The sequence below is a fragment of the Nonomuraea sp. NPDC050202 genome (assembly GCF_040656115.1).
Classification (GTDB): Bacteria; Actinomycetota; Actinomycetes; order Streptosporangiales; family Streptosporangiaceae; genus Nonomuraea.
On record NZ_JBFALF010000007.1, the window covers coordinates 172,755 to 196,505 of the forward strand.

26 protein-coding genes and 1 tRNA gene are annotated in these 23,751 nt (G+C 71.4%); 11 read left to right on the top strand and 16 right to left on the bottom strand.

What is annotated here, in order from left to right; all coding sequences use genetic code 11:
• Positions 1-49: 49 nt before the first annotated feature.
• On the bottom strand, positions 50-649 hold the full coding sequence (locus AB0I79_RS21835) for a DUF6286 domain-containing protein (protein WP_357875619.1): 600 nt from the start codon (positions 647-649) through the stop codon (positions 50-52).
• A gap of 136 nt (positions 650-785) precedes the next feature.
• On the opposite strand from AB0I79_RS21835, the gene AB0I79_RS21840 reads away from it, so the two are divergent.
• Entirely contained in the window at positions 786-1,973 is a 1,188-nt protein-coding gene (locus AB0I79_RS21840) for an amino acid deaminase/aldolase (RefSeq protein WP_357875621.1), read from the top strand.
• A gap of 12 nt (positions 1,974-1,985) precedes the next feature.
• Here the strand turns inward: AB0I79_RS21840 and AB0I79_RS21845 are convergent, their stop codons facing one another.
• The gene (locus AB0I79_RS21845; protein ID WP_357875623.1) at positions 1,986-2,315 is read right to left on the bottom strand and encodes a DUF3618 domain-containing protein; all 330 of its coding nucleotides are present in this window, start codon (positions 2,313-2,315) and stop codon (positions 1,986-1,988) included.
• Positions 2,316-2,461: 146 nt separating this feature from the next.
• Here AB0I79_RS21845 and bcp point away from each other — a divergent pair, with 146 nt between their 5' ends.
• Together bcp and AB0I79_RS21855 are read left to right on the top strand one after the other, a co-directional pair.
• Complete coding sequence (bcp, locus tag AB0I79_RS21850) at positions 2,462-2,935, top strand: thioredoxin-dependent thiol peroxidase (RefSeq protein WP_357875625.1); 474 nt, start codon at positions 2,462-2,464, stop codon at positions 2,933-2,935.
• Between the two features lie 118 nt (positions 2,936-3,053).
• A tRNA-Leu gene (locus AB0I79_RS21855) sits at positions 3,054-3,136 on the top strand.
• 6 nt (positions 3,137-3,142) lie between these two features.
• Here the strand turns inward: AB0I79_RS21855 and AB0I79_RS21860 are convergent.
• Positions 3,143-3,649 carry a hypothetical protein gene (locus AB0I79_RS21860; RefSeq protein ID WP_357875627.1) on the bottom strand — a complete coding sequence of 169 codons (507 nt, stop codon included), beginning with the start codon at positions 3,647-3,649 and terminating at the stop codon, positions 3,143-3,145.
• 166 nt (positions 3,650-3,815) lie between these two features.
• On the opposite strand from AB0I79_RS21860, the gene AB0I79_RS21865 reads away from it, so the two are divergent.
• The 4 genes from AB0I79_RS21865 to AB0I79_RS21880 all read left to right on the top strand — a co-directional run bounded on the left by AB0I79_RS21865 (position 3,816) and on the right by AB0I79_RS21880 (position 8,984).
• Entirely contained in the window at positions 3,816-4,985 is a 1,170-nt protein-coding gene (locus AB0I79_RS21865) for a histidine kinase (protein WP_357875629.1), read from the top strand.
• On the top strand, positions 4,986-5,642 hold the full coding sequence (locus tag AB0I79_RS21870) for a response regulator transcription factor (RefSeq protein WP_357875631.1): 657 nt from the start codon (positions 4,986-4,988) through the stop codon (positions 5,640-5,642).
• A 107-nt stretch (positions 5,643-5,749) separates the two neighbouring features.
• Positions 5,750-6,502, top strand: coding sequence for an ABC transporter ATP-binding protein (locus AB0I79_RS21875; protein WP_357875633.1), 753 nt, complete (start codon positions 5,750-5,752; stop codon positions 6,500-6,502).
• Position 6,503: 1 nt separating this feature from the next.
• The gene (locus tag AB0I79_RS21880) at positions 6,504-8,984 is read left to right on the top strand and encodes an FtsX-like permease family protein (RefSeq protein ID WP_357875635.1); all 2,481 of its coding nucleotides are present in this window, start codon (positions 6,504-6,506) and stop codon (positions 8,982-8,984) included.
• 285 nt (positions 8,985-9,269) lie between these two features.
• On the opposite strand, the gene AB0I79_RS21885 is transcribed toward AB0I79_RS21880, so the two are convergent.
• From AB0I79_RS21885 to rph, 5 genes are all read right to left on the bottom strand, one after another.
• Entirely contained in the window at positions 9,270-9,539 is a 270-nt protein-coding gene (locus AB0I79_RS21885) for a hypothetical protein (RefSeq protein ID WP_357875637.1), read from the bottom strand.
• Positions 9,536-10,342 (bottom strand): toxin glutamine deamidase domain-containing protein, encoded by an 807-nt coding sequence (locus AB0I79_RS21890; RefSeq protein WP_357875639.1) that lies wholly within the window; start codon positions 10,340-10,342, stop codon positions 9,536-9,538. The genes AB0I79_RS21885 and AB0I79_RS21890 overlap by 4 nt, the downstream gene beginning before the upstream one ends.
• Before the next feature lie 124 nt (positions 10,343-10,466).
• Positions 10,467-12,200: a molybdopterin-dependent oxidoreductase gene (locus AB0I79_RS21895; RefSeq protein WP_357875641.1), complete on the bottom strand. Its 1,734-nt coding sequence runs from the start codon at positions 12,198-12,200 to the stop codon at positions 10,467-10,469.
• Between the two features lie 46 nt (positions 12,201-12,246).
• The gene (rdgB, locus tag AB0I79_RS21900; RefSeq protein WP_357875643.1) at positions 12,247-12,837 is read right to left on the bottom strand and encodes an RdgB/HAM1 family non-canonical purine NTP pyrophosphatase; all 591 of its coding nucleotides are present in this window, start codon (positions 12,835-12,837) and stop codon (positions 12,247-12,249) included.
• Entirely contained in the window at positions 12,834-13,553 is a 720-nt protein-coding gene (gene rph / locus AB0I79_RS21905; RefSeq protein ID WP_357875973.1) for a ribonuclease PH, read from the bottom strand. The genes rdgB and rph overlap by 4 nt, the downstream gene beginning before the upstream one ends.
• A 68-nt stretch (positions 13,554-13,621) precedes the next feature.
• Here rph and AB0I79_RS21910 point away from each other — a divergent pair, with 68 nt between their 5' ends.
• Positions 13,622-14,860: an MFS transporter gene (locus AB0I79_RS21910; RefSeq protein ID WP_357875645.1), complete on the top strand. Its 1,239-nt coding sequence runs from the start codon at positions 13,622-13,624 to the stop codon at positions 14,858-14,860.
• A gap of 7 nt (positions 14,861-14,867) precedes the next feature.
• On the opposite strand, the gene AB0I79_RS21915 is transcribed toward AB0I79_RS21910, so the two are convergent.
• The 3 genes from AB0I79_RS21915 to AB0I79_RS21925 form a co-directional block, all read right to left on the bottom strand.
• A complete protein-coding gene (locus tag AB0I79_RS21915) occupies positions 14,868-15,620 on the bottom strand; it encodes an MBL fold metallo-hydrolase (protein WP_357875647.1) in 753 nt (250 codons plus the stop codon).
• Positions 15,617-16,441, bottom strand: a complete 825-nt coding sequence (murI, locus tag AB0I79_RS21920; RefSeq protein WP_357875649.1) for a glutamate racemase — start codon at positions 16,439-16,441, stop codon at positions 15,617-15,619. The genes AB0I79_RS21915 and murI overlap by 4 nt, the downstream gene beginning before the upstream one ends.
• Before the next feature lie 118 nt (positions 16,442-16,559).
• Positions 16,560-17,351 carry a thioesterase family protein gene (locus tag AB0I79_RS21925; RefSeq protein ID WP_357875651.1) on the bottom strand — a complete coding sequence of 264 codons (792 nt, stop codon included), beginning with the start codon at positions 17,349-17,351 and terminating at the stop codon, positions 16,560-16,562.
• Positions 17,352-17,453: 102 nt separating this feature from the next.
• On the opposite strand from AB0I79_RS21925, the gene AB0I79_RS21930 reads away from it, so the two are divergent.
• Together AB0I79_RS21930 and AB0I79_RS21935 are read left to right on the top strand one after the other, a co-directional pair.
• Positions 17,454-17,780, top strand: a complete 327-nt coding sequence (locus AB0I79_RS21930; protein ID WP_357875653.1) for a hypothetical protein — start codon at positions 17,454-17,456, stop codon at positions 17,778-17,780.
• Positions 17,781-17,865: 85 nt separating this feature from the next.
• On the top strand, positions 17,866-19,716 hold the full coding sequence (locus AB0I79_RS21935; protein ID WP_357875655.1) for a DUF3352 domain-containing protein: 1,851 nt from the start codon (positions 17,866-17,868) through the stop codon (positions 19,714-19,716).
• Between the two features lie 73 nt (positions 19,717-19,789).
• Here the strand turns inward: AB0I79_RS21935 and AB0I79_RS21940 are convergent, their stop codons facing one another.
• The 5 genes from AB0I79_RS21940 to clpS form a co-directional block, all read right to left on the bottom strand.
• Positions 19,790-20,737 (bottom strand): cysteine synthase, encoded by a 948-nt coding sequence (locus tag AB0I79_RS21940; RefSeq protein ID WP_357875657.1) that lies wholly within the window; start codon positions 20,735-20,737, stop codon positions 19,790-19,792.
• 1 nt (position 20,738) lies between these two features.
• Positions 20,739-21,011 (bottom strand): MoaD/ThiS family protein, encoded by a 273-nt coding sequence (locus AB0I79_RS21945; protein WP_253750202.1) that lies wholly within the window; start codon positions 21,009-21,011, stop codon positions 20,739-20,741.
• 141 nt (positions 21,012-21,152) lie between these two features.
• Positions 21,153-21,554: a M67 family metallopeptidase gene (locus AB0I79_RS21950; RefSeq protein ID WP_357875659.1), complete on the bottom strand. Its 402-nt coding sequence runs from the start codon at positions 21,552-21,554 to the stop codon at positions 21,153-21,155.
• A gap of 9 nt (positions 21,555-21,563) precedes the next feature.
• Positions 21,564-22,088: a DUF2017 domain-containing protein gene (locus AB0I79_RS21955; protein WP_357875661.1), complete on the bottom strand. Its 525-nt coding sequence runs from the start codon at positions 22,086-22,088 to the stop codon at positions 21,564-21,566.
• Positions 22,089-22,116: 28 nt separating this feature from the next.
• Positions 22,117-22,410, bottom strand: coding sequence for an ATP-dependent Clp protease adapter ClpS (clpS, locus tag AB0I79_RS21960; RefSeq protein WP_225272180.1), 294 nt, complete (start codon positions 22,408-22,410; stop codon positions 22,117-22,119).
• Between the two features lie 46 nt (positions 22,411-22,456).
• Between clpS and AB0I79_RS21965 the strand changes: the two genes are divergently transcribed.
• On the top strand, positions 22,457-23,740 hold the full coding sequence (locus AB0I79_RS21965) for a nicotinate phosphoribosyltransferase (protein WP_357875663.1): 1,284 nt from the start codon (positions 22,457-22,459) through the stop codon (positions 23,738-23,740).
• Positions 23,741-23,751: the final 11 nt, after the last annotated feature.

Below are 23,751 nucleotides of genomic sequence, written 5' to 3' on the forward strand. Positions count from 1 at the left end.
CTCCCGGCCGGCGTGCGGCGCTTCGGCGTGCGAGGCGAGCGGCGGGGCATCACGCGGCCCTCCTGCGCAGGCGTACCACGACCTCGCCCGTGCCCAGCGTGCCGACGCCCGCCAGGCGGTCGCCCACGGCCGTCCCGACCTGCCTGAGCATCTGGCCGGTGCTCTCCGCGCCGGTCGTGACGGTGACCTCGATGGTGCGCCGGCGCAGGCGTACGCGGGCCTTGTCCACGCCCGCCACCTGCTGCGCCGCCGCGCACAGCGTGCGGCGCAGGCCCGAGCGGGTGATGCCGATGACGATCAGCGGGTCGGACGTCTCCACCGGCACCAGCCTCGTACGGCCCGGCACGATCGCCAGCAGCAGCATGAGCGTGCCGGTCCCCGCCGACACCAGGGCCGCGGTGGCCGTGTCCGGCCAGGTGGTCCTGCCCGCGAGCTCGACCACCTCGTTCACCGGGACCCAGCCGAGCGGCGCGCCGAGCAGCGCCGACACCACCTCGGCCGCGGTCGCCCCCAGCCCGGCGGCCAGCGTGAGCGCGACCAGGGCTCCAGGGACGGTACGCGCCGGCCTGAGCACCCTGCGCGCCCGGCGCAGCCCGGTGTCCCGCGGGGCGACGACGGCGCCGGGCAGAATCTGCTGAAGCGTGGTCATCACAACGACAGACGTACATGCACCCCGCACGGCCTGGACCGCGCCCTCGCCGCCGATTTGCCCGAACATTACGGGGACGGCGACTAACGCGAACAAGGCTCATATTCTTTGTCCGTTATGCGGTTACGCTGCCGGTATGGATGACCGCCAGCGCTACGACCGCGCCACAGCGGCTCTCGAACCACCGTTCGCGATCGTCGACCTCGCCGCCATGCGGGCCAACGCGGCGGACCTCGTCCGCCGGGCCGCGGGCAAGCCGATCAGGGTGGCCAGCAAGTCCATCCGCAGCCGCCCCCTGCTCGAACGCATCCTGGCCATGGACGGCTTCCGCGGCGTCATGTCGTACACGCTCCCCGAGGCGCTCTGGCTGGCCGGGAACGGCATCACCGACATCCTCGTGGCCTACCCCACGGCCGACCGGCACGCGCTGGCCGCCCTGGCGGGGGACGCGCGCGCCGCCGGGCACATCACCGTGACCGTCGACTCGGCCGCCCACCTCGACTACATCGAGGCGGCCGTCGCCGCGGTCCGCCCGCGCGCCGAGATCCGGCTCTGCCTCGACCTCGACGCCGCGTACGTCGCCTTCGGCCGCAGGGCGGGCGCCCTGCGCTCCCCCGTCCGCGAGCCGCACGAGGCCGCCGACCTGGCCGCCGAGATCGCCAAGCGGCCGGGTTTCCGGCTGGTGGGGCTGCTGGCCTACGAGGCGCAGATCGCCGGCGTCGGCGACGCCCCGCCCTCGAACGCCGCCCGCGCCCGCCTCATCCGGCTCATGCAGGCCCTCTCGGCCCGGGAGCTCATCCTGCGCCGCGGCCGCGTCGTGAACGCCGTGCGCCGGCTCGCCGACCTCGAGTTCGTCAACGGCGGCGGCACCGGCTCCGTGGAGCTCACCACGCGCGAGAAGGCCGTCACGGAGCTGGCGGCGGGCTCCGGCTTCTTCCATCCGCGGCTGTTCGACTTCTACCGCCGCTTCACCGGGCGGCCGGCCGCGCTGTTCGCCCTGCCGGTGGTGCGCCGCCCGGGCCCCGGCACGGTGACCGTGCTCGGCGGCGGCTACCTCGCCTCCGGCCCCGCGGGCCCGGCCCGCGCGCCGCAGCCGTACCTGCCCGCCGGCCTGCGTTACGCGCCCGAGGAGGGCGCGGGCGAGGTGCAGACGCCGCTGCTCGGCCAGGCGGCCGAGGACCTGCGGCTCGGCGACCGGGTGTGGTTCAGGCACGCCAAGGCGGGCGAGCTGTGCGAGCACTTCGACGCGCTCCACCTCGTCGACGGCGACACCGTGGTGGAGCCGGTCCCGACGTACCGGGGCGAGGGCCGCACGTTCCTCTAGGGACCAGGGCCTCTAGCGGCGCCTGCGGCGGCGCCACAGCACGACGGCCGCCCCCACGACCAGCACCGCGCCGACCCCGATCAGCAGCGCCCCCAGCTCAGGCCGCTCGTCCTCCCAGACCTGCTCGGGATCGTCCCCGTACTCGACCGGCCGCGGGGTCACCCCCAGCGCGTCGCCCACGGACGCCACGAAGTGACCGGCCCTGCTCTTGACGTCGGCCACCGTACGCTCGGCAACCCGCTTGGGGCTCACCCGGTCGGCAATGGCGTCGACCGTCTGCGCCAACTCCGCGCGCGTCCGCGCGATCCGCCGCTCCAGCTCGTCGGGATCGGTGTCAGCCATGGCTCTCCTTTCGACCGTACGCGTGCCCCGCGCCGCGTTCCGAGCGGGCTCCGTCCGTTCTGGTCGTGATCAGTCTGTCAGGTCGGCGCGCCGGACGGCACAACGGCCGGGCCGGTAGGTTGGCGGGAAGAACGTAGGAGGGCCCATTGACCGAGACCAGACTCACGCCCGGCGACGCCGCGCCGGAGTTCACGCTACCCACCGCCGACGGCGGCACCATCTCGCTCGACACCTTTCGCGGCAAGCGGGTGATCCTCTATTTCTACCCTGCCGCGATGACTCCGGGCTGCACCAAGCAGGCCTGCGACTTCCGCGACAACCTCGGCCAGCTCACGGCCGAGGGTTTCGCCGTCCTCGGCGTGTCGAAGGACAAGCCGGAGAAGCTCGCCAAGTTCGCCGAGCGTGACGCCCTGACCTTCCCGCTGCTGTCCGACCCCGACCTGGCCGTGCACCAGGCGTACGGGGCGTACGGCACGAAGAAGCTGTACGGGAAGGAAGTCGTGGGGGTGATCCGGTCGACGTTCGTCATCGACGGCGACGGGAAGGTGGAGCAGGCGCTCTACAACGTGAAGGCGACGGGACACGTGGCCTCGCTGAAGAAGAAGCTCGGCCTGTCCTGACCGCCGGTGGGCCCTCCGTCCAGGAGGGCCCGGACGATCGTCTTCTCGTGCGCGCAAACGCTTCCGGCTCGCATGCGGAGCGCTAAACTTGTGTGCGGCCCGCTGCGGCGGGGAAGGCGCGGGCGTGGCGAAATGGCATACGCGGCAGGTTTAGGTCCTGTTGGTGGAGACACTGTGGGGGTTCGAGTCCCCCCGCCCGCACACCTGTCAGCCCCTGTAGGCCGGCTCCGGTTCCCGATACTCCGCCGATCCGCCGGGGATCCTCTCGGCAGGCGGCGGCAGCACGCAGTAGCCGTGGTCCTCACCTGTGTAGCACCCCGGCCCTCGCAGCCGGGGTTCCCAGCCGCGATGCTGCTGCCACCGGTCCGGAGCCCGCATCCACATCTCATGGCTGTCGTGGTCGTGGGCGAGGTCGTTGAAGGCCGCCACGGTGACGCCGCCGAGCAGGCCGCCGACGAGGAGCCCGACCATCCCGGCGCTCATGACCTGGGTCCGCCTGCGGCGCAGGAAGTCGCCGAAGGGGGACGACCCGCGCTCCCATGAGGCGGGGTTCGGCTGCGTGGGCGGGATGTAGGCGTAGGCGCGGCCGGCCTGCTCGCCGTACTTGAGTGGGCCCGGCTCGGGCAGCTCCCGGGTCGGCTCCGGCGACGGGGTCGGGTCGCGCGGCGCTTCCTCTTCGCCGCGCGACCCGGCGTCGCGATCATGATCCGCCATCACGATCTCCCTTTACTCGCCCCCACCGGGGGCGCTCCCAGTCATAGAGGATGCCAAAGCCACCGTAAGCCCCATGTAAGAGCAAATCCATGTAAGACCTGGGTCGTACTCCCACTTCCGCCTCCAGGCGGACCAATGTCCCGCTTGGGCTGCATATCGTGATGATGTGTTCGGCAGGGTACGGGCGTGGTCCAGGCGCCACACGAAGCTGGCGGGCGTCCTCCGGGTGGGCCCCCTGACGTTGTTGTGCGCCCTCACAGTGGTGCCGTACGCGTCGACGGCCCCACCGGACGCGAGCGTCCTCCTCCACCTGGCCGGTTACCTGGGGCTCGCGGCGGCGCTGATCGTGCCGCTGTGGTGGCGGGACCGGCCGCTGACCTCATTCGCCGTGGTGTCGCTGGTCAGCTTCGGGCAGTGGCTGGCGCAGGTCGATCTGCAGCCCGCCAACATCGCGGTGCTGGTCGCGCTGTGGGGGGTGGCCTACCAGTGCTCGTTCCGGTGGGCGCTGGCCGCGTGCCTGGTGGCGGAGCTGGGGGTGTTCCTGGCGCTGCTCAACTGGGAGCTGGCCACGTTCGGGATGTTCTTCAGCGGCACGATCTTCGTGGTGACGGTCTGGCTGACCGGCCTGTACGCCAACACGCGCCGCCGCTACCTGGAGGGCCTGGAGGAGCGCGCCGAGCGGGCCGAGCGCGAGCGGGACCAGCAGGCCAGGATGGCGGCGGCGGCCGAGCGGGCCAGGATCGCCAGGGAGCTGCACGACGTCGTGGCCCACAACGTCAGCGTCATGGTGGTGCAGGCCGACGGCGCCGGCTACGCCCTGGACAGCGACCTCGACCAGGCCCGCCTGGCCGTCAAGAACATCTCCAAGACCGGCCGCGCCGCGCTCGCCGAGATGCGCAGGCTGGTGGGCGTCCTGCGCGAGAACGAGGCCGCGAGCACCGACTACACGCCCCAGCCGGGCCTGGGCCAGCTTGAGGAGCTCGTACGCGGCTCCGCCGTGCCGGCCAGCCTGCGGGTCGGCGGCGCGCCGGCCGAGCTGCCCGAGGGGCAGCAGCTCACGGTCTACCGCATCGTCCAGGAGGCGCTGACGAACGCGCTCAAGCACGGCGGCCCCGGCGTGGAGGCCGCCGTGGAGATCGACTACCTGGGCGCCGAGCTGGTCGTCCGCGTGACCGACAACGGCCGGGGCGCGGCGGCCCAGGAAAGTCCTGACGGGCACGGCCTGATCGGCATGCGCGAGCGCGTCGGCATGTACGGCGGCGCCGTGTCGGCGGGCCCCCGGCAGGGCGGCGGCTTCGAGGTGCTGGCCAGGTTGCCGATGGCGAAGGCGGCGTAGATGATCCGGGTGATGCTGGTCGACGACCAGGAGCTGCTGCGGGCCGGGTTCAGGATGGTGCTCGGCGCGCAGCCGGACATCGAGGTGGTGGCGGAGGCGGGAGACGGCGCCGCGGCGCTGGAGATCCTGAAGACCACCGAGGTGGACGTGGTGCTGATGGACGTCCGCATGCCCGGCATGGACGGCGTGGAGGCCACCAGGCACGTCGACGGGCCGAAGGTGCTCATCCTGACCACGTTCGACCTCGACGAGTACGCCTTCGCGGCGGTCAGGGCGGGTGCGGCCGGGTTCCTGCTGAAGGACGTGCCGCCGGCCGACCTGGTCAACGCGATCAAGGTGGTGCACGCGGGCGACTCCGTGGTCTCGCCGGCCACGCTGCGGCGGATGCTGGACCGCTTCGCCGCGCAGCTCCCGGCCGACGCCCCGCTGGCGTCGGCGGCGGGCGAGCTGACGCCGCGCGAGCGGGAGGTGCTGCTCATGGTGGCGCGCGGCCTGTCCAACATGGAGATCGCGGCGCGCCTGGAGGTGGCGGAGGCGACGGTGAAGACGCATCTGGGACGGGTGCTGGCCAAGCTGGGGCTGCGGGACCGGGCGCAGGTGGTGGTCTTCGCGTACGAGGCCGGGCTGGTCGTGCCCTCGCATCGGCCGAAAGTCTGACGGGGGTCATCCACCGGCGCACGCGAAGTCCCTCCTCAAGGCCCACAAAATCCGAAATTTCCACTCCTAGCGTGAGTCGCGGCTGTAAATCGCGACAAGGAGTGAAAGTGACGCTCACTGAGACCCGGCGCCAGGCCCCGCCCGCCGTCGTGGCCACCGATCTGACCAAGGTGTACGGCCAGGGCGACGCCCAGGTGCACGCCCTGCGCGGGGTGAACGTGTCGTTCGCCACCGGGGCGTTCACCGCCATCATGGGCCCGTCGGGCTCCGGCAAGTCCACGCTCATGCACTGCCTGGCCGGCCTCGACGCCGCCACCTCCGGCACGGTGCACATCGGCGACGTGGAGCTGACCGGGCTGACCGACAAGCAGCTCACGCTGCTGCGCCGGGAGCGGATCGGCTTCATCTTCCAGGCCTTCAACCTGCTGCCCACGCTCACCGCCGAGCAGAACATCCGCCTGCCCCTCGACATCGCCGGCCGCCAGGCCGACCAGGTGCTCTTCGACCGGGTGATCGAGACCGTCGGGCTGCGCGACCGGCTCTCGCACCGGCCGACCGAGCTGTCCGGCGGCCAGCAGCAGCGGGTGGCGGTGGCCAGGGCGCTCATCAGCAAGCCGCAGGTGATCTTCGCCGACGAGCCCACGGGCAACCTGGACTCCCGCAGCGGGGCCGAGGTCCTGTCCTTCCTGCGCATCTCCGTGCGCGAGCTGGACCAGACCATCGTCATGGTCACGCACGACCCGGTGGCGGCCTCGTACGCCGACCGCGTGGTGTTCCTGCGTGACGGCGAGCTGGTCACCGAGCTCGCCGCGCCGACGCCGCAGAGCGTGCTGGACACCCTCGTCCGGCTGGAGGCGTGAGGTGCTCAGGACCGCGCTGGCCGGGCTGCGCGCGCACCGGCTCAGGCTGCTGCTCACCTCGCTGGCGATCATGCTCGGGGTGGGGTTCATCGCGGGCACGTTCGTGCTCAACGACACCGTCCAGGCCGGCTTCGCCCAGCGGGTCACGGCCGACGCGGGCAAGGTGGACGTGGCCGTGCTGCCGGCCGAGCCCGACGGGACGGTGCCCGAGGAGGTGCTGGAGCGCGTGCGCGCGCTCCCCGGCGTGACCGAGGCCCAGGGCCTGATCAGGGCGAGCGCGCCCGTCCTCGGCAAGCAGGGCAAGGTCGTCGGCAACTTCCCCACCACCGCCCTGTCGGTCACCCGAGGCCCGCTCGACCGCACCGCCGTCGTCTCCGGCACCGGCCCCGGCACCGACGACGGCGCCGCCGTCCTGGACGAGAACACCGCCAGGGCCCAGGGCTTCCGGCTCGGCGACACGATCACCGTGCTCGACCACGACCAGCGGCGGCACCAGTTCAGGCTGGTCGGCCTGATCGACACCGGCGTGGACCAGATGCTCGCCTACACCGGCGCGGTCGGCTTCACCCCCGCCGTCGCCCAGCGCATGACGGGCGCGAAGGGGTACGCCGAGATCGACGTGGCGGGCACCGTGTCGAAGCAGGCCGTCGCGGCGGCCGCCGGCGGCTCGTACACCGTCAAGACCGGCGCCGAGCTGGCCGACGACCTGGCCGCCGCGGCCGGCGTCGAGACCCAGATGTTCACGCTGGGCCTGCTGCTGTTCGGCGTCGTGGCGATGATGGTGGCCGCGCTGGTCATCTACAACACCTTCAACATCCTCGTCGCCCAGCGCACGCGCGAGATGGCGCTGCTGCGCTGCATCGGGGCCACGCGCGGGCAGGTGTTCGGCTCGATCGTGCTGGAGTCGGCCGTCGTGGGCCTGCTGGCCTCCGCGCTGGGCCTGCTCATGGGGTACGGCCTGGCGGCGCTCACACTGACCGTGCTCGGCGCGCTCGACGCCCCGCTGCCCACGGACGCGGCGGTCTCGCTCACCCCGCCCACGATCGCCATCGGGCTGGCCGTGGGGCTGGTCGTCACGGTGTGCGCGGCCCTGCTGCCCGCCCGCTCCGCCACCCGCGTGCCGCCGATCGCGGCACTGCGCAGCCAGGCGGAGGAGCAGACGTTCCGCGCGGGACTGGTGCGCGCCGGCTTCGCGGCGCTGTTCCTGGTGGCGGGCCTGGGCACGACGGGCGCCGGCGCGTTCGCGCTCGAACCCGGCGAAACCTCGCTCTTCGTCGTCATGGCCGGGGGCGCGCTGACCTTCCTGGCGGTGCTCATCCTGGGCCCGGTGCTGGTCAGGCCGCTGAGTGCGCTGGTGGGCTGGGTCCCGCGGCGGCTGTTCGGAGTGCCCGGCCGCCTGGCGGTGGACAACTCGGGACGCAACCCCAAGCGGGCCGCCACCACCACGGTCGCGCTGACGATCGGGGTGACGCTGATGACGCTGATCACGGTGGTCACCGCGTCCACCAGGCTGACGATGACGGTCAAGCTGGACGAGCAGTTCCCCGTCGACTACCTGCTGGCCAGCCAGGAGCGCGACTCCGTCATCCCCAGGTCCGTGGCCGGGGAGCTGCGCGGCCGGCCTGAGCTGGCGTCGGTGGCGCAGATCCGCGAAGTCAAGACCACGGTCGACGGCAGGCGCGTGGACGCGGGGACGTTCAGCGGCGGCATGGAGCCGCAGGTCGCCGCCGGCTCCATGCGGGGCTTCGGCGCGGGACAGGTGGCGCTGGACGACGTCACGGCCGAGCGGCTCGGCGCCCGGGTCGGCGACACGGTCTCGATGCGGACGGAGCACGCGGGCACCGTGTCGCTGAAGGTGGTCGCGGTGCTCGACAGCACGGAGTCGACGCTGCCGCCGGTCACGGTCGCGGAGCAGCCGTTCGAGTCGTACTTCGGCGCTGTGCCCGACTCGCGCGTGATGGTGACCATCGCGGACGGCGTGCCCCCGGACAAGGCACGCGCGGTCGTGGACGCCGCCGCGGCGCCCTACCCGAACGTGCAGGTGACCAGCTCGACAGAGGTACGCGGGCAGTTCGACGAGACCCTCGACATGTTGCTCATGATCATCACCGGGCTGCTCGGGCTGGCGATCCTGATCTCGCTGCTGGGCATCGCGAACACGCTCTCGCTCTCCGTCCACGAACGGACCAGGGAGTCCGCGCTGCTGCGGGCGCTCGGCCTCACCCGGCCGCAGCTCCGGCGCATGCTGTCGGTCGAGGCGCTGGTCCTCGGGCTGATCGGGGCGCTGGTCGGGGTGGTGCTGGGTGTCGTCTTCGGCTGGGCCGCGATGCGGGCGATGCTGAGCGGGGCCCTGTTCGCGGCGCCGGTGGCACAGATCGCGCTGTACGTGGTGCTGTCGGGGCTGGCTGGGGTGCTGGCGGCGGTGCTGCCTGCCCGGCGGGCCGCGCGGGCCTCGATCGTCGGTTCCCTGGCCACGGGGTGACCCCGGACAGACGCCCCGAAGTCGAATAAATCCGGAAAACCCGGATAGAGGGTATCTGTGGGTCGGGCGTCTTATGGGGGCGGCGCCCGGCCTTGCTCTGCCGCGCGCCAGCGGGGCGTTCGGCCAGACTCCGCTCCGGCGGCCGGCAGAGCACACGGCCCGGCCCTCGCTCCGACGGTCACCGGGGCGTGCGGCCGGGCCCACAGCCCCTGCGGTACAACGCGGCGTGCGGCCGGCCCCTCCAGCGGTCAGCGGGGCGTGCGGCCGGCCCCACGCGCCCAGCGCTCAGCGGGGCGTGCGGCCGGGCCACAGCTCGGCCACGGTCTCCGGGTCGAGCAGCGGCCGGGCCACCACCTCGCCCGTCGCCCGGTCGATCACCACGCATCCGCCCCCCGCCGTCTCCGGCAGCCTGGCCGGATCGTCGGGCTCCAGGTCGCGGATCCACGCCACGTACCCGCCGTCGAACCCGAACACCCCCACCGGCAGCGCCTCCTCCGGCGCCCGCACCCCGTTGTAGTACTCCTCGGCCAGCGCCCTGGCCTCCTCCAGGTTCATCGCGGCCGCCCCCGGCGATCGAGTATCACGCAGAACACCCCGGTCACGGTCCGGTACGGCGGCTCGACCGACATGTGCCCCCGCTGGGCGTCGATCCAGATGACCTCGCCGTCGAAGTTGACCGCGTTCCAGGCGTGGGAGCCGCCGCCGGGCCAGCGCACCACGATGACGGCCGCGGCGCCGTGCCCGGCGTCGAGCAGCCGCCGCGCGATCAGCGGGTAGGCGTGCCGGCCCTGACCGGCGTACTGCAGGCGATGCCCTGCCCACCGCTCGATCCTGGCCACGCTCCCCTCCTCGCCGGTCAGCACCGGCCGGCCGATCCGGTCGTACTCGGGGAGTCTCGGCGCGGCCGTCGCGGGCTCGCCGTGCCAGGTGGACAGCACGGCCAGCGCGCAGTCGGCGGCGTTGGACGACCGGAACGGGTCGTCGGCCGGGCCGCCGCCGTTGACCAGGCGCACCCAGGTGCCACGCGGGTCGGGGAAGCGGGCGCCGGGCCGCAACGCCTCGGCGAGGTCCCGCTCCACCTGCGGGTCCGGCTGGGCCAGCCCGCCGGGCACCCCGTACGGGCGGCTGTCGGCGAGCCTGGGCGGCCGCCGCGGCCCGTCGAACCAGTCCTCCTCGGCAGCAGGCACGCCGAGCTCCGGGCCACCGTCCCGCGCCCGGCCGGCGTCGGGCACGTCACCGGCCCGCGCCGGATCGGCGGCCAGCTCGTAATCGAGCCACCGCACGCCGTCGGCCACCACGGGGTTGTAGTGCCCATTCTGAAGGGCCCATCGGACACTCGGCTTGCGCTCGCGGAACACGGCCTGCCTCCTGTCATGCTCGACGAACGATCGTAGAGGCGACGCCGTGTCAAAGGGGCGAACTCGGCGGAGATTCTCCGCGCTCGCCGGGGCCTTTACCTGCGAAAATGCCTCAAACCAGGGCTCAGGCCACCTGCACGGTGACGGTGTGCCAGCCGCTCGCGCCGTCGGGCGCGGGCGGGGCGGACTGCTCGGTCTGGGTACGCCCGGAGGCATCGGTCGCCCGCACCTCGATCGTGTGCTCGCCGGGGGTCGCCGCCCAGTCGATCGCCCACTGCCGCCACGTGTCGGGCCCGTGCACCTCGGCCAGCCTCGCCTCCCGCCACTGCCCGCGGTCCACCCGCACCTCCACCGCGTCCACGCCGGTGTGCTGCGCCCAGGCCACCCCGGCGATCGTGGCGGGGCCCGCCTTCAGTGAGCCGCCCTGCTTCGGCACGTCGATGCGCGACTGCGTCTTGATCGGGCCCATGGCGGACCAGCCGCGCGGGGTCCAGTACGCCTGGTCCCGGTCGAACCTGGTCACCTTGATGTCCACGACCCACTTGGTGGCCGAGACGTATCCGTACAGGCCGGGCACCACCTGCCGCACGGGGAAGCCGTGATCGACCGGAAGCACTTCTCCGTTCATCGCCACCGCGAACAGCGCGTCGCGGCCGTCCATCACCACGTCCACCGGGGTGCCGCAGGTGAAGCCGTCGGCCGAGGTGGACAGCAGCATGTCGGCGTCGGCCCGCAGCCCGGCCCGGCGCAGCACGTCGGCCATCCGCGCGCCCAGCCAGCGGGCGTTGCCCACGTAGGGGCCGCCGACCTCGTTGGAGACGCAGGTCAGCGTGACGTCCGCCTCGGTGAGCGGCAGCTTCAGCAGGTCGGCGAAGGTGAGCTCGACGGGGCGGTCGACCATGCCGTGGATGCGCAGCGTCCAGTCGGCCGGGTCCACCTGGGGGACGACGAGGGCGGTGTCCACGCGGTAGAAGTCCCTGTTCGGGGTGACGAACGGCGACAGGCCGCCGATCCGCAGGTCCGCGCCGGCCGGGACGGGCCTGGCGGGGGTCGCCGCCCTGGGCAGCGTCACCCCGCCCCGCGCCGCGTCCACGGCCCGCCGCCCGCCGAGCTGCTGCCCCAGCACCGCTCCCGCCCCGGCCACGACCACACCTCCGGCGACGCCGGTCAGCAGGCGCCTCCGGTCGAACGCCGGCGCCTCGCCGCCTGCCTGCATCACCGCGGGCCGCTCCACCGCACCCCGGTTTTGCGTCACCCCAGCACCAGCCTCGGCATCCGGCTTCCCAGCGCCCTCCGGCTCTCCAGCGGCCGTAGGCCCTTGAGCGCCCGTATGCCCTTGAGCGGCGCCGTCATGTCGCGGCGCGCCGGAGGGGGCGGGCTCGGCAGGCGCGGCGGCAGGCGTGCGCGACGCGGTGCCGCCGGTCGCACGCCGTAGCAGCCAGCCCAGCGCCCAGGCCCCGGCGGCCACCCCCACCACGGTCGGCACCACGTCCAGAGCCCTGGCGTCCGGTCGCGTGACCACCGCCAGCACGCCGATCACCCCGAACAGCACGAACCCGAGATGACCGAACAGGAGCCGGCGGCGGGACAGCAGCCCGATGAGGGCGGCCACGGCGGCGAGCACCACGAGCACGCCGCCCAGCAGGACGGCCTTGTCGTTCTCGCCGAACGCCCTGATGGCGAAGTCCTTGACCGGGGCGGGCGTCAGATCGACGGTCGCGTCGCCGACGGCCACCACGGGAAACGTCGTGGGCCCGACGACCCCGGCGACAAGCTGCGCGACCCCGAGGGCGACGCCCCCGCAGGTCAATCCCGCCAGAGCCCCCGCCCACGCGGGGACCGTTGTATTCCTCTGCACAAGAACGACGCTACGTCCCCCGAGCAGCGCAATTCTTACGCGGGGGTTACGACCCGAGCAGCTCGCGCACGGCGGGCGCCAGCGCCCGGAAGGCCCGCCCGCGGTGGCTGATGGCGTCCTTCTCCTCGGGAGCCAGCTCGGCCGTGGTGCGCGACTCGCCCTCGGGCACGAAGATCGGGTCGTACCCGAACCCTCCGGACCCCCGGGGCGTACGGACGAGGCTGCCCGGCAGCGTGCCCTCCACCACCCGGAACTGCCCGGACGGCAGCGCCAGCGCGGCGGCGCAGGCGAAGTGGGCGGTGAGCTTCTCGGCGGGCACGTCGGCGACCTGGGCGAGCAGCAGCTCCAGGTTGGCGCTGTCGTCGCCGTGCCGGCCCGCCCAGCGGGCCGAGAAGACGCCCGGCATGCCGTTGAGCACGTCGACGCAGAGCCCCGAGTCGTCGGCCACGGCGGGCAGCCCCGAACCCTGGGCGACCGCGTGCGCCTTGAGCAGGGCGTTCTCCTCGAACGTGACCCCGGTCTCGGCGATCTCGCCGATCGAGGGGAACTCCTCGAGCCCGACGATGTCGAACCCGGCGAGGATGCGGCGCAGCTCTGCGATCTTGCCCGCGTTGCGGGTGGCCAGCACGATCTTCATGACTCCAGGGCCTCCTGCTGGATCAGCGTCAGCTCCTCGCAGCCGGCCACGGCCAGGTCGAGGAGCTGGTCGAGCGCCCCGCGGTCGAACGGCGCGCCCTCGGCCGTGCCCTGGACCTCGACGAACGTGCCCTCGCCGGTCATCACGACGTTCATGTCGGTCTCGGCGGCGACGTCTTCGGTGTAGCAGAGGTCGAGCATCGGCACCGAGCCGACCACGCCGACGGAGACGGCCGAGACCGAGCCGATGAGCGGGTCGCCGGGGCACATGCGGCGCTCGCGCATCCAGGCGACCGCGTCGGCCAGCGCGACGTAGGCGCCGGTGATGGCGGCGGTCCTGGTGCCGCCGTCGGCCTGCAGCACGTCGCAGTCGAGCAGAATGGAGTTTTCGCCCAACGCCTTGTAATCGACGCAGGCGCGCAGCGAACGCCCGATCAACCGGGAAATCTCGTGAGTGCGGCCGCCGATTTTGCCGCGGACCGATTCACGATCGTTACGTGTATTGGTCGCTCGCGGCAGCATGGCATATTCGGCCGTGACCCAGCCCTGGCCGCTGCCCCTGCGCCAGCGGGGCACGCTGTCCTGCACCGACGCGGCGCACAACACGCGCGTGCCGCCGAACTCGACCAGCACGGACCCTTCCGCATGCGTCAGCCATCGCCGGGTGATGGTGATGGGACGTAGCTGGTCAGGGTTGCGGCCATCCTGTCGGGACATGCAGATCACCCTATCTCCGAGCCGCGACACTCTTGACCAACTGTGTCCGCCACATGGATCCTTACGCAATGACAACGGGGGTGTTGCGAAACCCTGACTTCCTCCGGTTCCTCAGTTCGCATGTGGCGAACGAACTTGGGGCGAATATCTCACGCGTGGCCCTCCCGCTGGTAGCCGTGCTGGTGCTGCACGCGGGGCCCGCGGAAGTGGGGGTGCTGTCGTCGTTGCAGACGGCGGCGTTCCTGCTGATCGGCCTGCCCACGGGGGTGTGGGTCGACCGGATGCGCAAGCGCCGGGTGATGATGGCGTCCGATGTGATCAAGTTCGTGATGCTGGGGAGCATCCCGGTGGCGGTCGCGTTCGACGTGCTGACGATCGAGATGATGTTCGCGGTGGCGCTGCTGGTCGGGATGTCGCAGGTCTTCAACGACGTGGCCGACCAGACGTACCTGCCCCAACTGATCAGCACGCCGCTGCTCAGCGACGGCAACGCCAAGCTGGAGGTGGTGCGGTCGGGAGCGTTCCTGGCGGGGCCGGGGGTGGGGGGCGCGCTGGTGCAACTGTTCGGCGCGCCGCGCACGGTCGTCGCCACCGCGCTCGGCGCGCTGGCCTCGGTGTTCCTGCTGCTGTCCATCAAGGTGCCCGACAAGCCGCCCGCCGACGTCCGGCGCGGCCCGCTGCTGCGGGAGATCCGCGAGGGCCTGGCGTACGTGTGGCGCGACCGCCTGTTACGGGCGTTCGTGGCCTCGTCGGGCATCAACAACCTGTGTGTGAGCGGCGTGCTGGGCCTGTCGGTGCTGTTCCTGGCCGAGACCGTCAAGCTGTCGCCGGGCGCGGTCGGCGCGCTGCTCATGTCCGGCGGGATCGGGGGGATCCTGGGCGGGCTGACCGGCGGCTGGCTGTCCAGGCGGCTCGGCAGCGCCAGGGCGACCCTGCTGGCCATCATCGTCGGCGCCCCGTCCGGCCTGCTCCTGCCCTTGACGCAGGCCGACTGGCGGGTGGTGTGCTTCGTCATCACCTCGATCATGATCTCCTGGGCCGCCACCATGTCGAACGTCGGCCAGACCACCTACCGGCAGACCGTCACGCCCGACCACCTGCTCGGCCGGGTCAACGCGTCGGTGCGCTTCGTGACGTGGGGCGTGATGCCGGTCGGCGCGCTGGTCGGCGGGCTCGTCGCGCAGCAGATCGGGGTGCGGGAGGCGCTGTGGCTGCTGATGATCGGCCGGATGGGGGCGTTCGTGCCGCTGCTGTTCTCGCCGCTGCCGCGCGTACGCGACTACACCGAGCTCCAGGCCAACGCCTGACACCGCGTCAGGCCAGGTCGTACACGGCGCCGCTGCGGGCCAGCTCCACCGGCCCCGCGTAACCGCCGCCCGAGGCCTCCTCCAGCACGGTGGCCTGGTCGTTCCACGGGACGAGGTGGGTCAGCACGAGCCTGCCCACGTCGGCCTTGGCGGCGTGCTCGGCCGCCTGGCGGCCGGTGAGGTGCAGGTCGGGGGGCAGGTCGGGGCCCTCGACGAACGACGCCTCGCACAGCAGCAGGTCGGTGCCCGCGGCCAGCTTGACCAGCTCGTTCGACTCCCCGGTGTCACCCGAGTAGGCGATGCTCCTGCCGCCGTTGGCGACCCGGAACCCGTACGCCTCGACCGGGTGGTTGACCAGGCCGGCGGTGAGCGTGAACGGCCCGATCTCGTACGAGCCCGGCGTCAGCGCCACGAACTCGAAGGCGGTCTCCAGCCCCGGCTCCTCCGGCATGCCGTACGCGGCCGCCAGCCGGGCGGGCGCGTCGGCGGGCGCGTAGACCGGCACGACGGGGTACGGCGCCGCGGGCCCGTACGTCCGCGCCACGTGGTAGCCGCAGATGTCGAGACAATGATCGGCGTGCAGGTGCGATAGGCAGATGGCGTCCACGTCGTACAGGCCGATGTGGCGTTGCAGCGCACCCAGCGACCCGCTGCCGAGGTCGAGCAGCAGCCTGAACCCGTCGGCTTCGAGGAGGTAGCAGGATGCGGGGCTGTCGGGCCCGGGGTAGCTCCCGGAACAGCCGACGATGGTCACCTTCATGTGGGCCTCCCGTTATAGGTAGTACCCCCCGCTGGTGCGACTTCGACCACATCGATCTCCGGGCCCAGGAACCGTCGCCCGAGCCGGGCGAAGAGCAGGGAGTCGCCGGTGGCGCGGAAGCGGTGCCGGGGGGTGGCCTCGCTTCCCGCCGCCAGATCGCGGTCGTGCAGGATCCGGTAGACGTCCTTGGCCGTCTCGTCGGCGCTGGAGATGAGCGTGACCCCTTCACCGGCGACGTAGGAGATCGCGCCGGTGAGCAGCGGGTAGTGCGTGCAGCCCAGGATGAGCGTGTCGCACCCGGCGGCCCTGATGGGCTCCAGGTACTCGCGCACGACCTCGATGAGCTCGTCGCTCATCGTCTCTCCACGCTCGACGTACTCCACCAGGCGTGGGGCGGCCACGCCGGTGAGCTGCACGTCGGGCGCCGCGGTGAAGGCGTCGTGATAGGCCATGGAGTCGATGGTGGCCCTGGTGGCGATCACCCCGACCCTGCCGTTGCGGGTGGCGCGCACCGCGCGCCTGGTGGCCGGCATGATCACCTCGACGACGGGCACGTCGTAGCGCTCGCGGGCGTCGCGCAGCACGGCGGAGCTGGCGCTGTTGCACGCGATCACGAGCATCTTGACGTCCTGCTCGACCAGGTGGTCCATGACCTCCAGGGCGTAGGCGCGCAGCTCCGCGAGGCGCTTGGGCCCGTACGGCTGATGGGCCGTGTCGGCCACGTAGGTGATGGATTCCTGGGGCAGCTGATCGATGATCGCGCGTGCGACCGTCAGGCCGCCGACCCCGCTGTCGAAGATCCCAATACTCGCGTCCGGCACGCTCTAGAGGGTAGGCGACCTGCACGATCAACACTGCGTAAGAATGCTCACACTGCGACACGTGGAGCGGGAAACGTTGTTGCCTTGCTCACAGAAGGCGCGCATTTAGCGCGATATTTCAGCCTCTTCCGACGCGGGCGAGCTGGCGTGACTGGGCGACGAGGCGGCCGGTGGAGTCGCGCACCTCGACCTCCTCGTCGAACCAGCCGTCGGAGACCAGCCGGCCGCTGCCGAGCAGCGTGAGCCAGCCGGGCGCGGGCAGGGCGCGCAGGTGCCAGGTGAGGTCCACGGTCGGCGCCCAGCCGCGCCCTCCGGCGGAGAACACCACGGGCGGCAGCGCGTCCACGGCCAGCGCCAGCACGTACGGGTCGGGGTCCTGGGGCTCGGCCATCCTGAAGTACGCCCGCGACTCCGGCCTGCCGGTGGGCTGGCCCTTCAGCCAGCCGATCGTGGGCGGGTCGAAGAGCAGGTCCATCTGGGCGTTCAGGGTCATGCCCGACTCTGGCTTGGGGTCGGGGAGCTTGGCGCAGTCCTCGATCGGCGGCATGCCGTGTGCTGCTTCATCGGTGTAGACCGGCTCGACGTCCTGCAGCGTGGCCGTGGTGATCAGGCCCTCGATCTGCGCCACGCCGTCCTGCACCAGCGTCGCCCTGGCGAACGCGGCCGTCCTGCCCGCCTTCAGCGGCTCGATCCTGACCTGCGCGGGCCCGGCGACCGGCGCCTTCAGGAACTGCGCCGTCTGGCTCACGGGATGCTCGAACGGCGAGGCGTCCACCGCCGCGCGCAGGATCACGGCCATCAGGTAGCCGCCGTTGAGCGGGCCGCCGATCGCGTATCCAGGGTCGAGACACACGTCATAGGTGTTCTCGTCCACCCTGATCGCCTGCGTGGCCTCGTCGAACTTGGTCATCCGCCCTGCCTCACATCTGGAACTATGTTCTAGACACTCTAGAGCATTCTTCCCTCAGCGCGCCTACCTGCGAAAACGTGATTCGGCTGACAACGTTTGATCATGGCAAGTGTCACCGAACTCATCGGTCAGTCCGTTTGGGACTCCAACGGGGTGTGGGTCGGTTTCGTGGTGGACATCCGGGTGGTCAAGCACAGGGGCGAGCTCCAGCAGAGCCACACGGTCTACGGCCTCGTCGTCTCCAGCCGCCGCGCTCCGCTCCTGCTCGGCCTCACCCGTGATCGCCAGGGCCGATCGGCCTGGGTCTCGCGGACGCTGGCGCGGATGGTCTACGCCGGGTGCACGTTCGTGCCGTGGGAGCACGTCCTGGACTACGGAGACGGGGAGGTCCACATCGATGTCCTGAGAAAAGAGCTGAACCGCGTCTAATTCCAACTTCAGCACATTGCAAGCGCCCGTCTAGCAACATCAGATACTTTCTCTGTGGTCAAAAGTCCACATTGTGAGTTGAGTGATGTCTGCGAACAATCCCCCCTATGGCCAGGATCCTGACCGGACCACGGCGTACAACTGGAACCAGGGGCAGCAGCCGGAGCAGCAGCCGACGGCTCAGTATCCGGGCCCGCCCTACCCACCGCAGCAGCCGTACCAGCAGCAGCAGTACGGCCAGCCGCAGTACGACGCTCAAGGTCAGGGTGCCTACGGTCAGCAGGCGTCCTACGGCCAGCAGCCCGACTACGGCCCCCAGCACGGGCAGCAGCAGCCCTCCTACGGCGGCGCGCCCCAGTACGGCGGCCAGCAGGCCCAGCAGGGCTGGCAACAGGACCAAGGCGGCTGGCAGCAGCAACAGCAGCCCCAGCAGGGCTGGCAGCAGGAGCAGGTCGGCTGGCAGCACCAGGGCCCCGACGGCTTCGGCCAGCAGGAGCCGCCGAAGAAGGGCCGCAAGAGCTGGGTGATCGCCATCGCGGCGGCACTCGCCGTGGTCCTGCTCGGCGGCGGCGCGGTCTGGGCCGTGGGCGCCTTCGGCGGCGGCGGCACGCAGCCGAACGACGTGCTCCCCGCCGACTCGATCGCCTACGCCCGCCTCGACCTGGACCCGGCCGCGAACCAGAAGCTGGCGCTGTTCCAGCTCGCCAGGAAGTTCACGGTCACCAAGGACTCCTTCTCCGGCGAGGACCCGCGCAAGGCGCTGTTCGACCTGGTCAACGAGCAGGACTCCGACAGCAAGCTGGACTTCGCCAAGGACGTCGACCCGTGGCTGGGCAGCCGGGTCGGCTTCGCCGCCGTCCCCTCCGGCAAGGAGGAGCCCGACTTCGCGGTGGCGGTGCAGGTCAAGGACCAGGAGCTGGCCAAGGCCGGCATCGCCAAGCTCATGGAGGGCGACAAGTACGGCCTGGCCTTCCGCGAGGACTACGCGCTGCTGAGCTCCACCCAGGCCCTGGCCGACAAGTACGCCCAGGGCGAGGGCAGCCTGACCGACAACGCCGAGTTCAGCGAGGACATGGGCGCGGTCGGCGAGCAGGGCGTGCTGTCGTTCTGGGCCGACATGGGCGGCCTGATGGAGCTGGCCAAGAAGCAGATCCCGGCCGACCAGCAGGCGGCCGTCGAGCAGGTCAAGGATGCCAGGTTCGCCGGCGCGCTGCGCTTCGACAGCGCCTACGTCGAGCTCGCCGGCATCGTGCGCGGCGCCAAGGGCATGGCCCCGCAGGGCGACCTGCCCAAGGCCGACCTCGGCACCCTGCCCGCCTCCACGGCCGGCGCGCTGTCGATCTCCGGCCTCGACCAGGTGGTCACCAAGCAGTGGGCCGAGATCGAGAAGCAGGCCACGGCGGCCGGCGGCACCGAGATCAGCCAGATGCTCCAGCAGGCCAAGACCCAGTTCGGCCTGGAGCTGCCCGGCGACCTGGCCACGGTCTTCGGCAAGAACTTCACGGTCGCCCTCGACAGCGAGGGCCTGGACAGCGACCAGGTCAAGGGCGGCGTGCGCGTGATGACCGACCCGGCCAAGGCGCAGGCGGTCCTGGACAAGGTCCAGGCGGCGCTCACGCAGAACGGCGGGACCGCCCCGCAGATCGCCAAGGTCTCCGGTGACGGCGTCTTCACGGTGGCGACGACCGACGAGTACGCCAAGAAGCTGGCCGAGGAGGGCACGCTCGGCGACTCCGAGACGTTCCAGACCGCGATCCCCAACGCGGCCGACGTGAACTACGCGCTCTTCGTGGACCTCGACAAGGTCGAGAAGCTCTACCTGGCCTCCATGGAGGGCGACGACAAGGCCAACGCCCAGGTGCTGCGCGCCGTCGGGCTGAGCGGCACGCAGACCGACACCGAGGCGACGTTCTCGCTGCGGCTGCTGTTCAACTGAGGGCGGTAGAACGAAAGGGCGGCCGGTCGACGAGGACCGGCCGCCCTTCCTTCATGTTCCGCCCTCATGCCCGCTAGGCCCAGAGCTGGCCTTCCAGGCGCTCTTCGGCCTCTTCCAGGGTGCCCTCGTAGGCGCCCGTGGACAGGTACTTCCAGCCGCCGTCGGCCACCACGAACACGACGTCGGCGCGCTCGCCCGCCTTGGCCGCCTTCCTGGCCACGCCCAGCGCGGCGTGCAGCGCGGCCCCGGTCGAGACGCCGGCGAAGATGCCCTCGGAGGCCAGCAGCTCGCGGGTGCGGCGCAGCGCGTCGGCCGAGCCCACCGAGAAGCGGGTGGTCAGCACCGACTCGTCGTAGAGCTCGGGGATGAACCCCTCGTCCACGTTGCGCAGCCCGTACACCAGCTCGCCGTAACGCGGCTCGGCGGCGACGATCTGCACGCCCGGCACCCGCTCGCGCAGGAACCGCCCGACGCCCATCAGCGTGCCGGTCGTGCCGAGCCCGGCCACGAAGTGGGTGACCGTGGGCAGGTCCTCCAGGATCTCGGGGCCCGTGGTCTCGTAGTGGGAGCGCCAGTTGGCCGGGTTGCCGTACTGGTAGAGCATCACCCAGTCGGGGTGCTCGGCGGCCAGCCCCTTGGCCACCCGCACGGCCTCGTTGGAGCCGCCGGCGGCGGGCGAGGAGATGATCTCGGCGCCCCACATGCGCAGGAGCTGGCGGCGCTCCTCGGAGGTGTTCTCCGGCATCACGCAGATCAGCCGGTAGCCCTTGAGCTTGGCCGACATGGCCAGCGAGATGCCGGTGTTGCCGCTGGTCGGCTCGAGGATCGTGCAACCCGGCGTGAGCAGCCCGTCCTTCTCGGCCTCCTGGATCATCCAGAGGGCCGGCCGGTCCTTGATCGAGCCGGTGGGGTTGCGGTCCTCCAGCTTGGCCCAGATCCGCACGTCGGCAGAGGGCGACAACCTCGGCAACCCCACCAGGGGGGTGCGGCCGACCGAGTCGATCAGTGAATCGAAACGCATGTCACCCGCCGGCGACTGCGGGGAGCACGGTCACCGTGTCACCGTCGGACACCGGCGTGCCCAGACCGCCGAGGAAGCGCACGTCCTCGTCGTTCAGGTAGACGTTGACGAAGCGGCGCAGGCTGCCGTCGTCGACCAGGCGCTCCTTGATGCCGGGGTGAGCGGCCTCGAGATTGCTGATCAGCTCTTCGAGCGTGGCGCCCTCGGCGCTCACGGCCTTGGCGCCGTCGGTGTAGTTGCGCAGGATGGTCGGAATGCGAACCTCGATGGCCATCGCGGTCAGTCTCCTCAGGTCAGGTCGTCGTCCCATCGGCATGCAACGCCGATGGCTGGATGCGGATTCCGAGTCAGCGACAGTCGTAGACGACGACAGCAGGAGTGTGGGCGAAGAGGAAGCTCTGCACCGGCCTGACCATCATGGGAGAAACCTTACCTCTTCCTCCGTGACCACACCGTCGAGGATGCGGTAGGAGCGGAACTCCACCTCGTTCTCGTCCCTGGTGGAGACCAAGACGTAGTGGGCGCCGGGCTCGGAGGCGTAGGAGATGTCGGTGCGCGACGGGTACGCCTCGGTGGCGGTGTGGGAGTGGTAGATCACGACCGGCTCCTCGTCCAGGTCGTCCATCTCCCGCCACACCCGGAACTGCTCCATCGAGTCGAAGCGGTAGAAGGTCGGGGAACGCTCGGCGTTCTCCATGGGGATGAACCGCTCGGGCACGCCGTTCTTCCCCGCGATGACGCCGCACGCCTCGTCCGGGTGATCAGCCCGGGCATGGGCGACGATCTTGTCCACCAGTTCCTGCGAGATCGACAGCATGCCCGGAAATTACCAGAGCGCCCGGACCAGGCTGTCCTGGAGGTAGGTCAACCAGTCGTAGGTCACGTAGGCCGGGTAACGGGGGTCGTCCTCGGACATCATCGCGATCTCGTCGTGCACCTCTTCGGTCACGTCGAGCTTGGTGCCGAGCGTCAGGCGCAGGTCGTTGAGCGAGCGCAGCCACGCCTGGGCCTCCTCGGGCGACAGCTCGAAGCGCCCCGACCGCGCGGTCTCGTGCACGGTCTGCGCGTCGGCCCGCTTGCCGTCGCGCAGCGTGGCCTCGGTGTAGCGGCGGAACTCCACCGACTCCTTCTCGTCCTCGTACGCCGAGGGGAACAGCCTGGCCAGCACCGGATCCGACGGCGCCGCCCCGTCACCGATGCCCAGCGCCCGCTCCAGCGGGTCGTCGCTGGTCTGCCCCGGCGAGACGATGCCCAGCATCATGGAGACGAGCGAGCGCAGCAGCGAGACCTCGGCGGCCTCGAACACCGCCACGACGCCGCCGTTCCTGCCCCGCGAGAACCCCGAGCTCACCGGTGCCGCCTCACTGACCTCATGCGATTCACTTGACCGAGTCCGGCTGGAGCGTCGCCCACAGGCCGTAGGAGTGGAGAATCTGCACATCCCTTTCCATCTCCTCGCGCGTGCCACTGGACACGACAGCCTTGCCCTTGTGGTGCACGTCCATCATCAGCTTCTCGGCCTTCTCCCGGGTGTAGCCGAAGACCGTTTGGAAGACATAGGTCACGTAGGACATGAGGTTGACCGGGTCATTCCAGACGATGGTCACCCATGGCAGATCGGGCCGGACGTCCGATGACGGACGCTCGACGGTGATTGGAGCGGTGCTACCCACATCCCCGAGTCTGCCCTATCTGGGCCGTAGTCTTCGAGTCGTGACAATGACCATGAGCACTGCGTTGCTCACAGATCACTATGAGCTGACGATGCTGCAGGCCGCTCTGCGAAGCGGCGCGGCCCACCGGCGCGCGGTTTTCGAGGTGTTCGCCCGCCACCTGCCAGGTGGCCGCCGCTACGGGGTTGTCGCCGGTACCGGACGTGTCCTGGACGAGCTTGAACGCTTCCGTTTCGGTGACGATGAACTCACCTATCTGCGCGAGCGCGGAGTCGTGGACGAGACCACTCTGGCGTTTCTGGCCGATTACCGCTTCTCCGGGAACATCTACGGCTACCGCGAGGGCGACCTCTACTTCCCCGCCTCCCCGATCATGGTGGTGGAGGGCACGTTCGCCGAGGCCGTGCTGCTGGAGACCGTCGCGCTGTCCATACTGAACCACGACTGCGCGATCGCCTCCGCCGCCTCCCGCATGACCAACGCCGCCGGCAAGCGGCCGCTCATCGAGATGGGATCCCGCCGCACGCACGAGGCCGCCGCGGTGGCCGCCGCCAGGGCCGCGTACATCGCCGGGTTCGCCTCGACCTCCAACCTGATGGCCGGGCGCCTGTACGGGGTTCCCACGGCCGGTACGGCGGCGCACGCGTTCACGCTGCTGCACGACTCCGAGCGGGCGGCGTTCGAGGCCCAGATCGCCTCGCTGGGGCCGGAGACCACGCTGCTGGTGGACACCTACGACGTGCCCGCAGCCGTACGGACGGCCGTGGAGCTGGCCGGCACCAAGCTGGGCGCGGTCCGCATCGACTCCGGCGACCTGGCCGCCGCGGCGCAGGAGGTGCGCGAGCAGCTCGACTCGCTCGGCGCCTTCGACACCCGCATCCTGGTCACCTCCGACCTCGACGAGTACGCCATCGCCGCGCTCGCCGCCGCCCCCGTGGACGGCTACGGCGTCGGCACCTCCCTGGTGACCGGCTCGGGCGTGCCGACGGCGGCCCTGGTGTACAAGCTGGTGGCGCGGGAGACGGCCACCGGCAAGCTGGAGGCCGTGGCCAAGCGGTCGGTGGGCAAGCCGTCGCGCGGGGGCCGCAAGGAGGCGTACCGGCTGCTCGACGACCAGGGCCACGCCGAGACCGAGCTGATCACCACCGGCGGCCTCGTCCCCGAGGGCGGTATCCCCCTGCTGCACGAGCTGGTGCGCGACGGCGAGGTCGTCGGCCGCGAACCCCTGACCGCCGCCCGCGACCGGCACGCCGCCGCCGTCGCCACCCTTCCCCAGGAGGCCCTCCACCTCGGCCGCGGGTACGCGGCGATCCCCACCGAATTCTCCTGACGTATCGTGCT

Coding starts and splice junctions, on each gene's coding strand:
- AB0I79_RS21835 (WP_357875619.1), bottom strand. CDS start 649: ATGACCACGCTTCAGCAGATTCTGCCCGGCGCCGTCGTCGCCCCGCGG.
- AB0I79_RS21840 (WP_357875621.1), top strand. CDS start 786: ATGGATGACCGCCAGCGCTACGACCGCGCCACAGCGGCTCTCGAACCA.
- AB0I79_RS21845 (WP_357875623.1), bottom strand. CDS start 2,315: ATGGCTGACACCGATCCCGACGAGCTGGAGCGGCGGATCGCGCGGACG.
- AB0I79_RS21860 (WP_357875627.1), bottom strand. CDS start 3,649: ATGGCGGATCATGATCGCGACGCCGGGTCGCGCGGCGAAGAGGAAGCG.
- AB0I79_RS21870 (WP_357875631.1), top strand. CDS start 4,986: ATGATCCGGGTGATGCTGGTCGACGACCAGGAGCTGCTGCGGGCCGGG.
- AB0I79_RS21885 (WP_357875637.1), bottom strand. CDS start 9,539: ATGAACCTGGAGGAGGCCAGGGCGCTGGCCGAGGAGTACTACAACGGG.
- rdgB (WP_357875643.1), bottom strand. CDS start 12,837: ATGAAGATCGTGCTGGCCACCCGCAACGCGGGCAAGATCGCAGAGCTG.
- rph (WP_357875973.1), bottom strand. CDS start 13,553: ATGTCCCGACAGGATGGCCGCAACCCTGACCAGCTACGTCCCATCACC.
- AB0I79_RS21910 (WP_357875645.1), top strand. CDS start 13,622: ATGACAACGGGGGTGTTGCGAAACCCTGACTTCCTCCGGTTCCTCAGT.
- AB0I79_RS21915 (WP_357875647.1), bottom strand. CDS start 15,620: ATGAAGGTGACCATCGTCGGCTGTTCCGGGAGCTACCCCGGGCCCGAC.
- AB0I79_RS21925 (WP_357875651.1), bottom strand. CDS start 17,351: ATGACCAAGTTCGACGAGGCCACGCAGGCGATCAGGGTGGACGAGAAC.
- AB0I79_RS21930 (WP_357875653.1), top strand. CDS start 17,454: ATGGCAAGTGTCACCGAACTCATCGGTCAGTCCGTTTGGGACTCCAAC.
- AB0I79_RS21935 (WP_357875655.1), top strand. CDS start 17,866: ATGTCTGCGAACAATCCCCCCTATGGCCAGGATCCTGACCGGACCACG.
- AB0I79_RS21940 (WP_357875657.1), bottom strand. CDS start 20,737: ATGCGTTTCGATTCACTGATCGACTCGGTCGGCCGCACCCCCCTGGTG.
- AB0I79_RS21945 (WP_253750202.1), bottom strand. CDS start 21,011: ATGGCCATCGAGGTTCGCATTCCGACCATCCTGCGCAACTACACCGAC.
- AB0I79_RS21950 (WP_357875659.1), bottom strand. CDS start 21,554: ATGCTGTCGATCTCGCAGGAACTGGTGGACAAGATCGTCGCCCATGCC.
- AB0I79_RS21965 (WP_357875663.1), top strand. CDS start 22,457: ATGACCATGAGCACTGCGTTGCTCACAGATCACTATGAGCTGACGATG.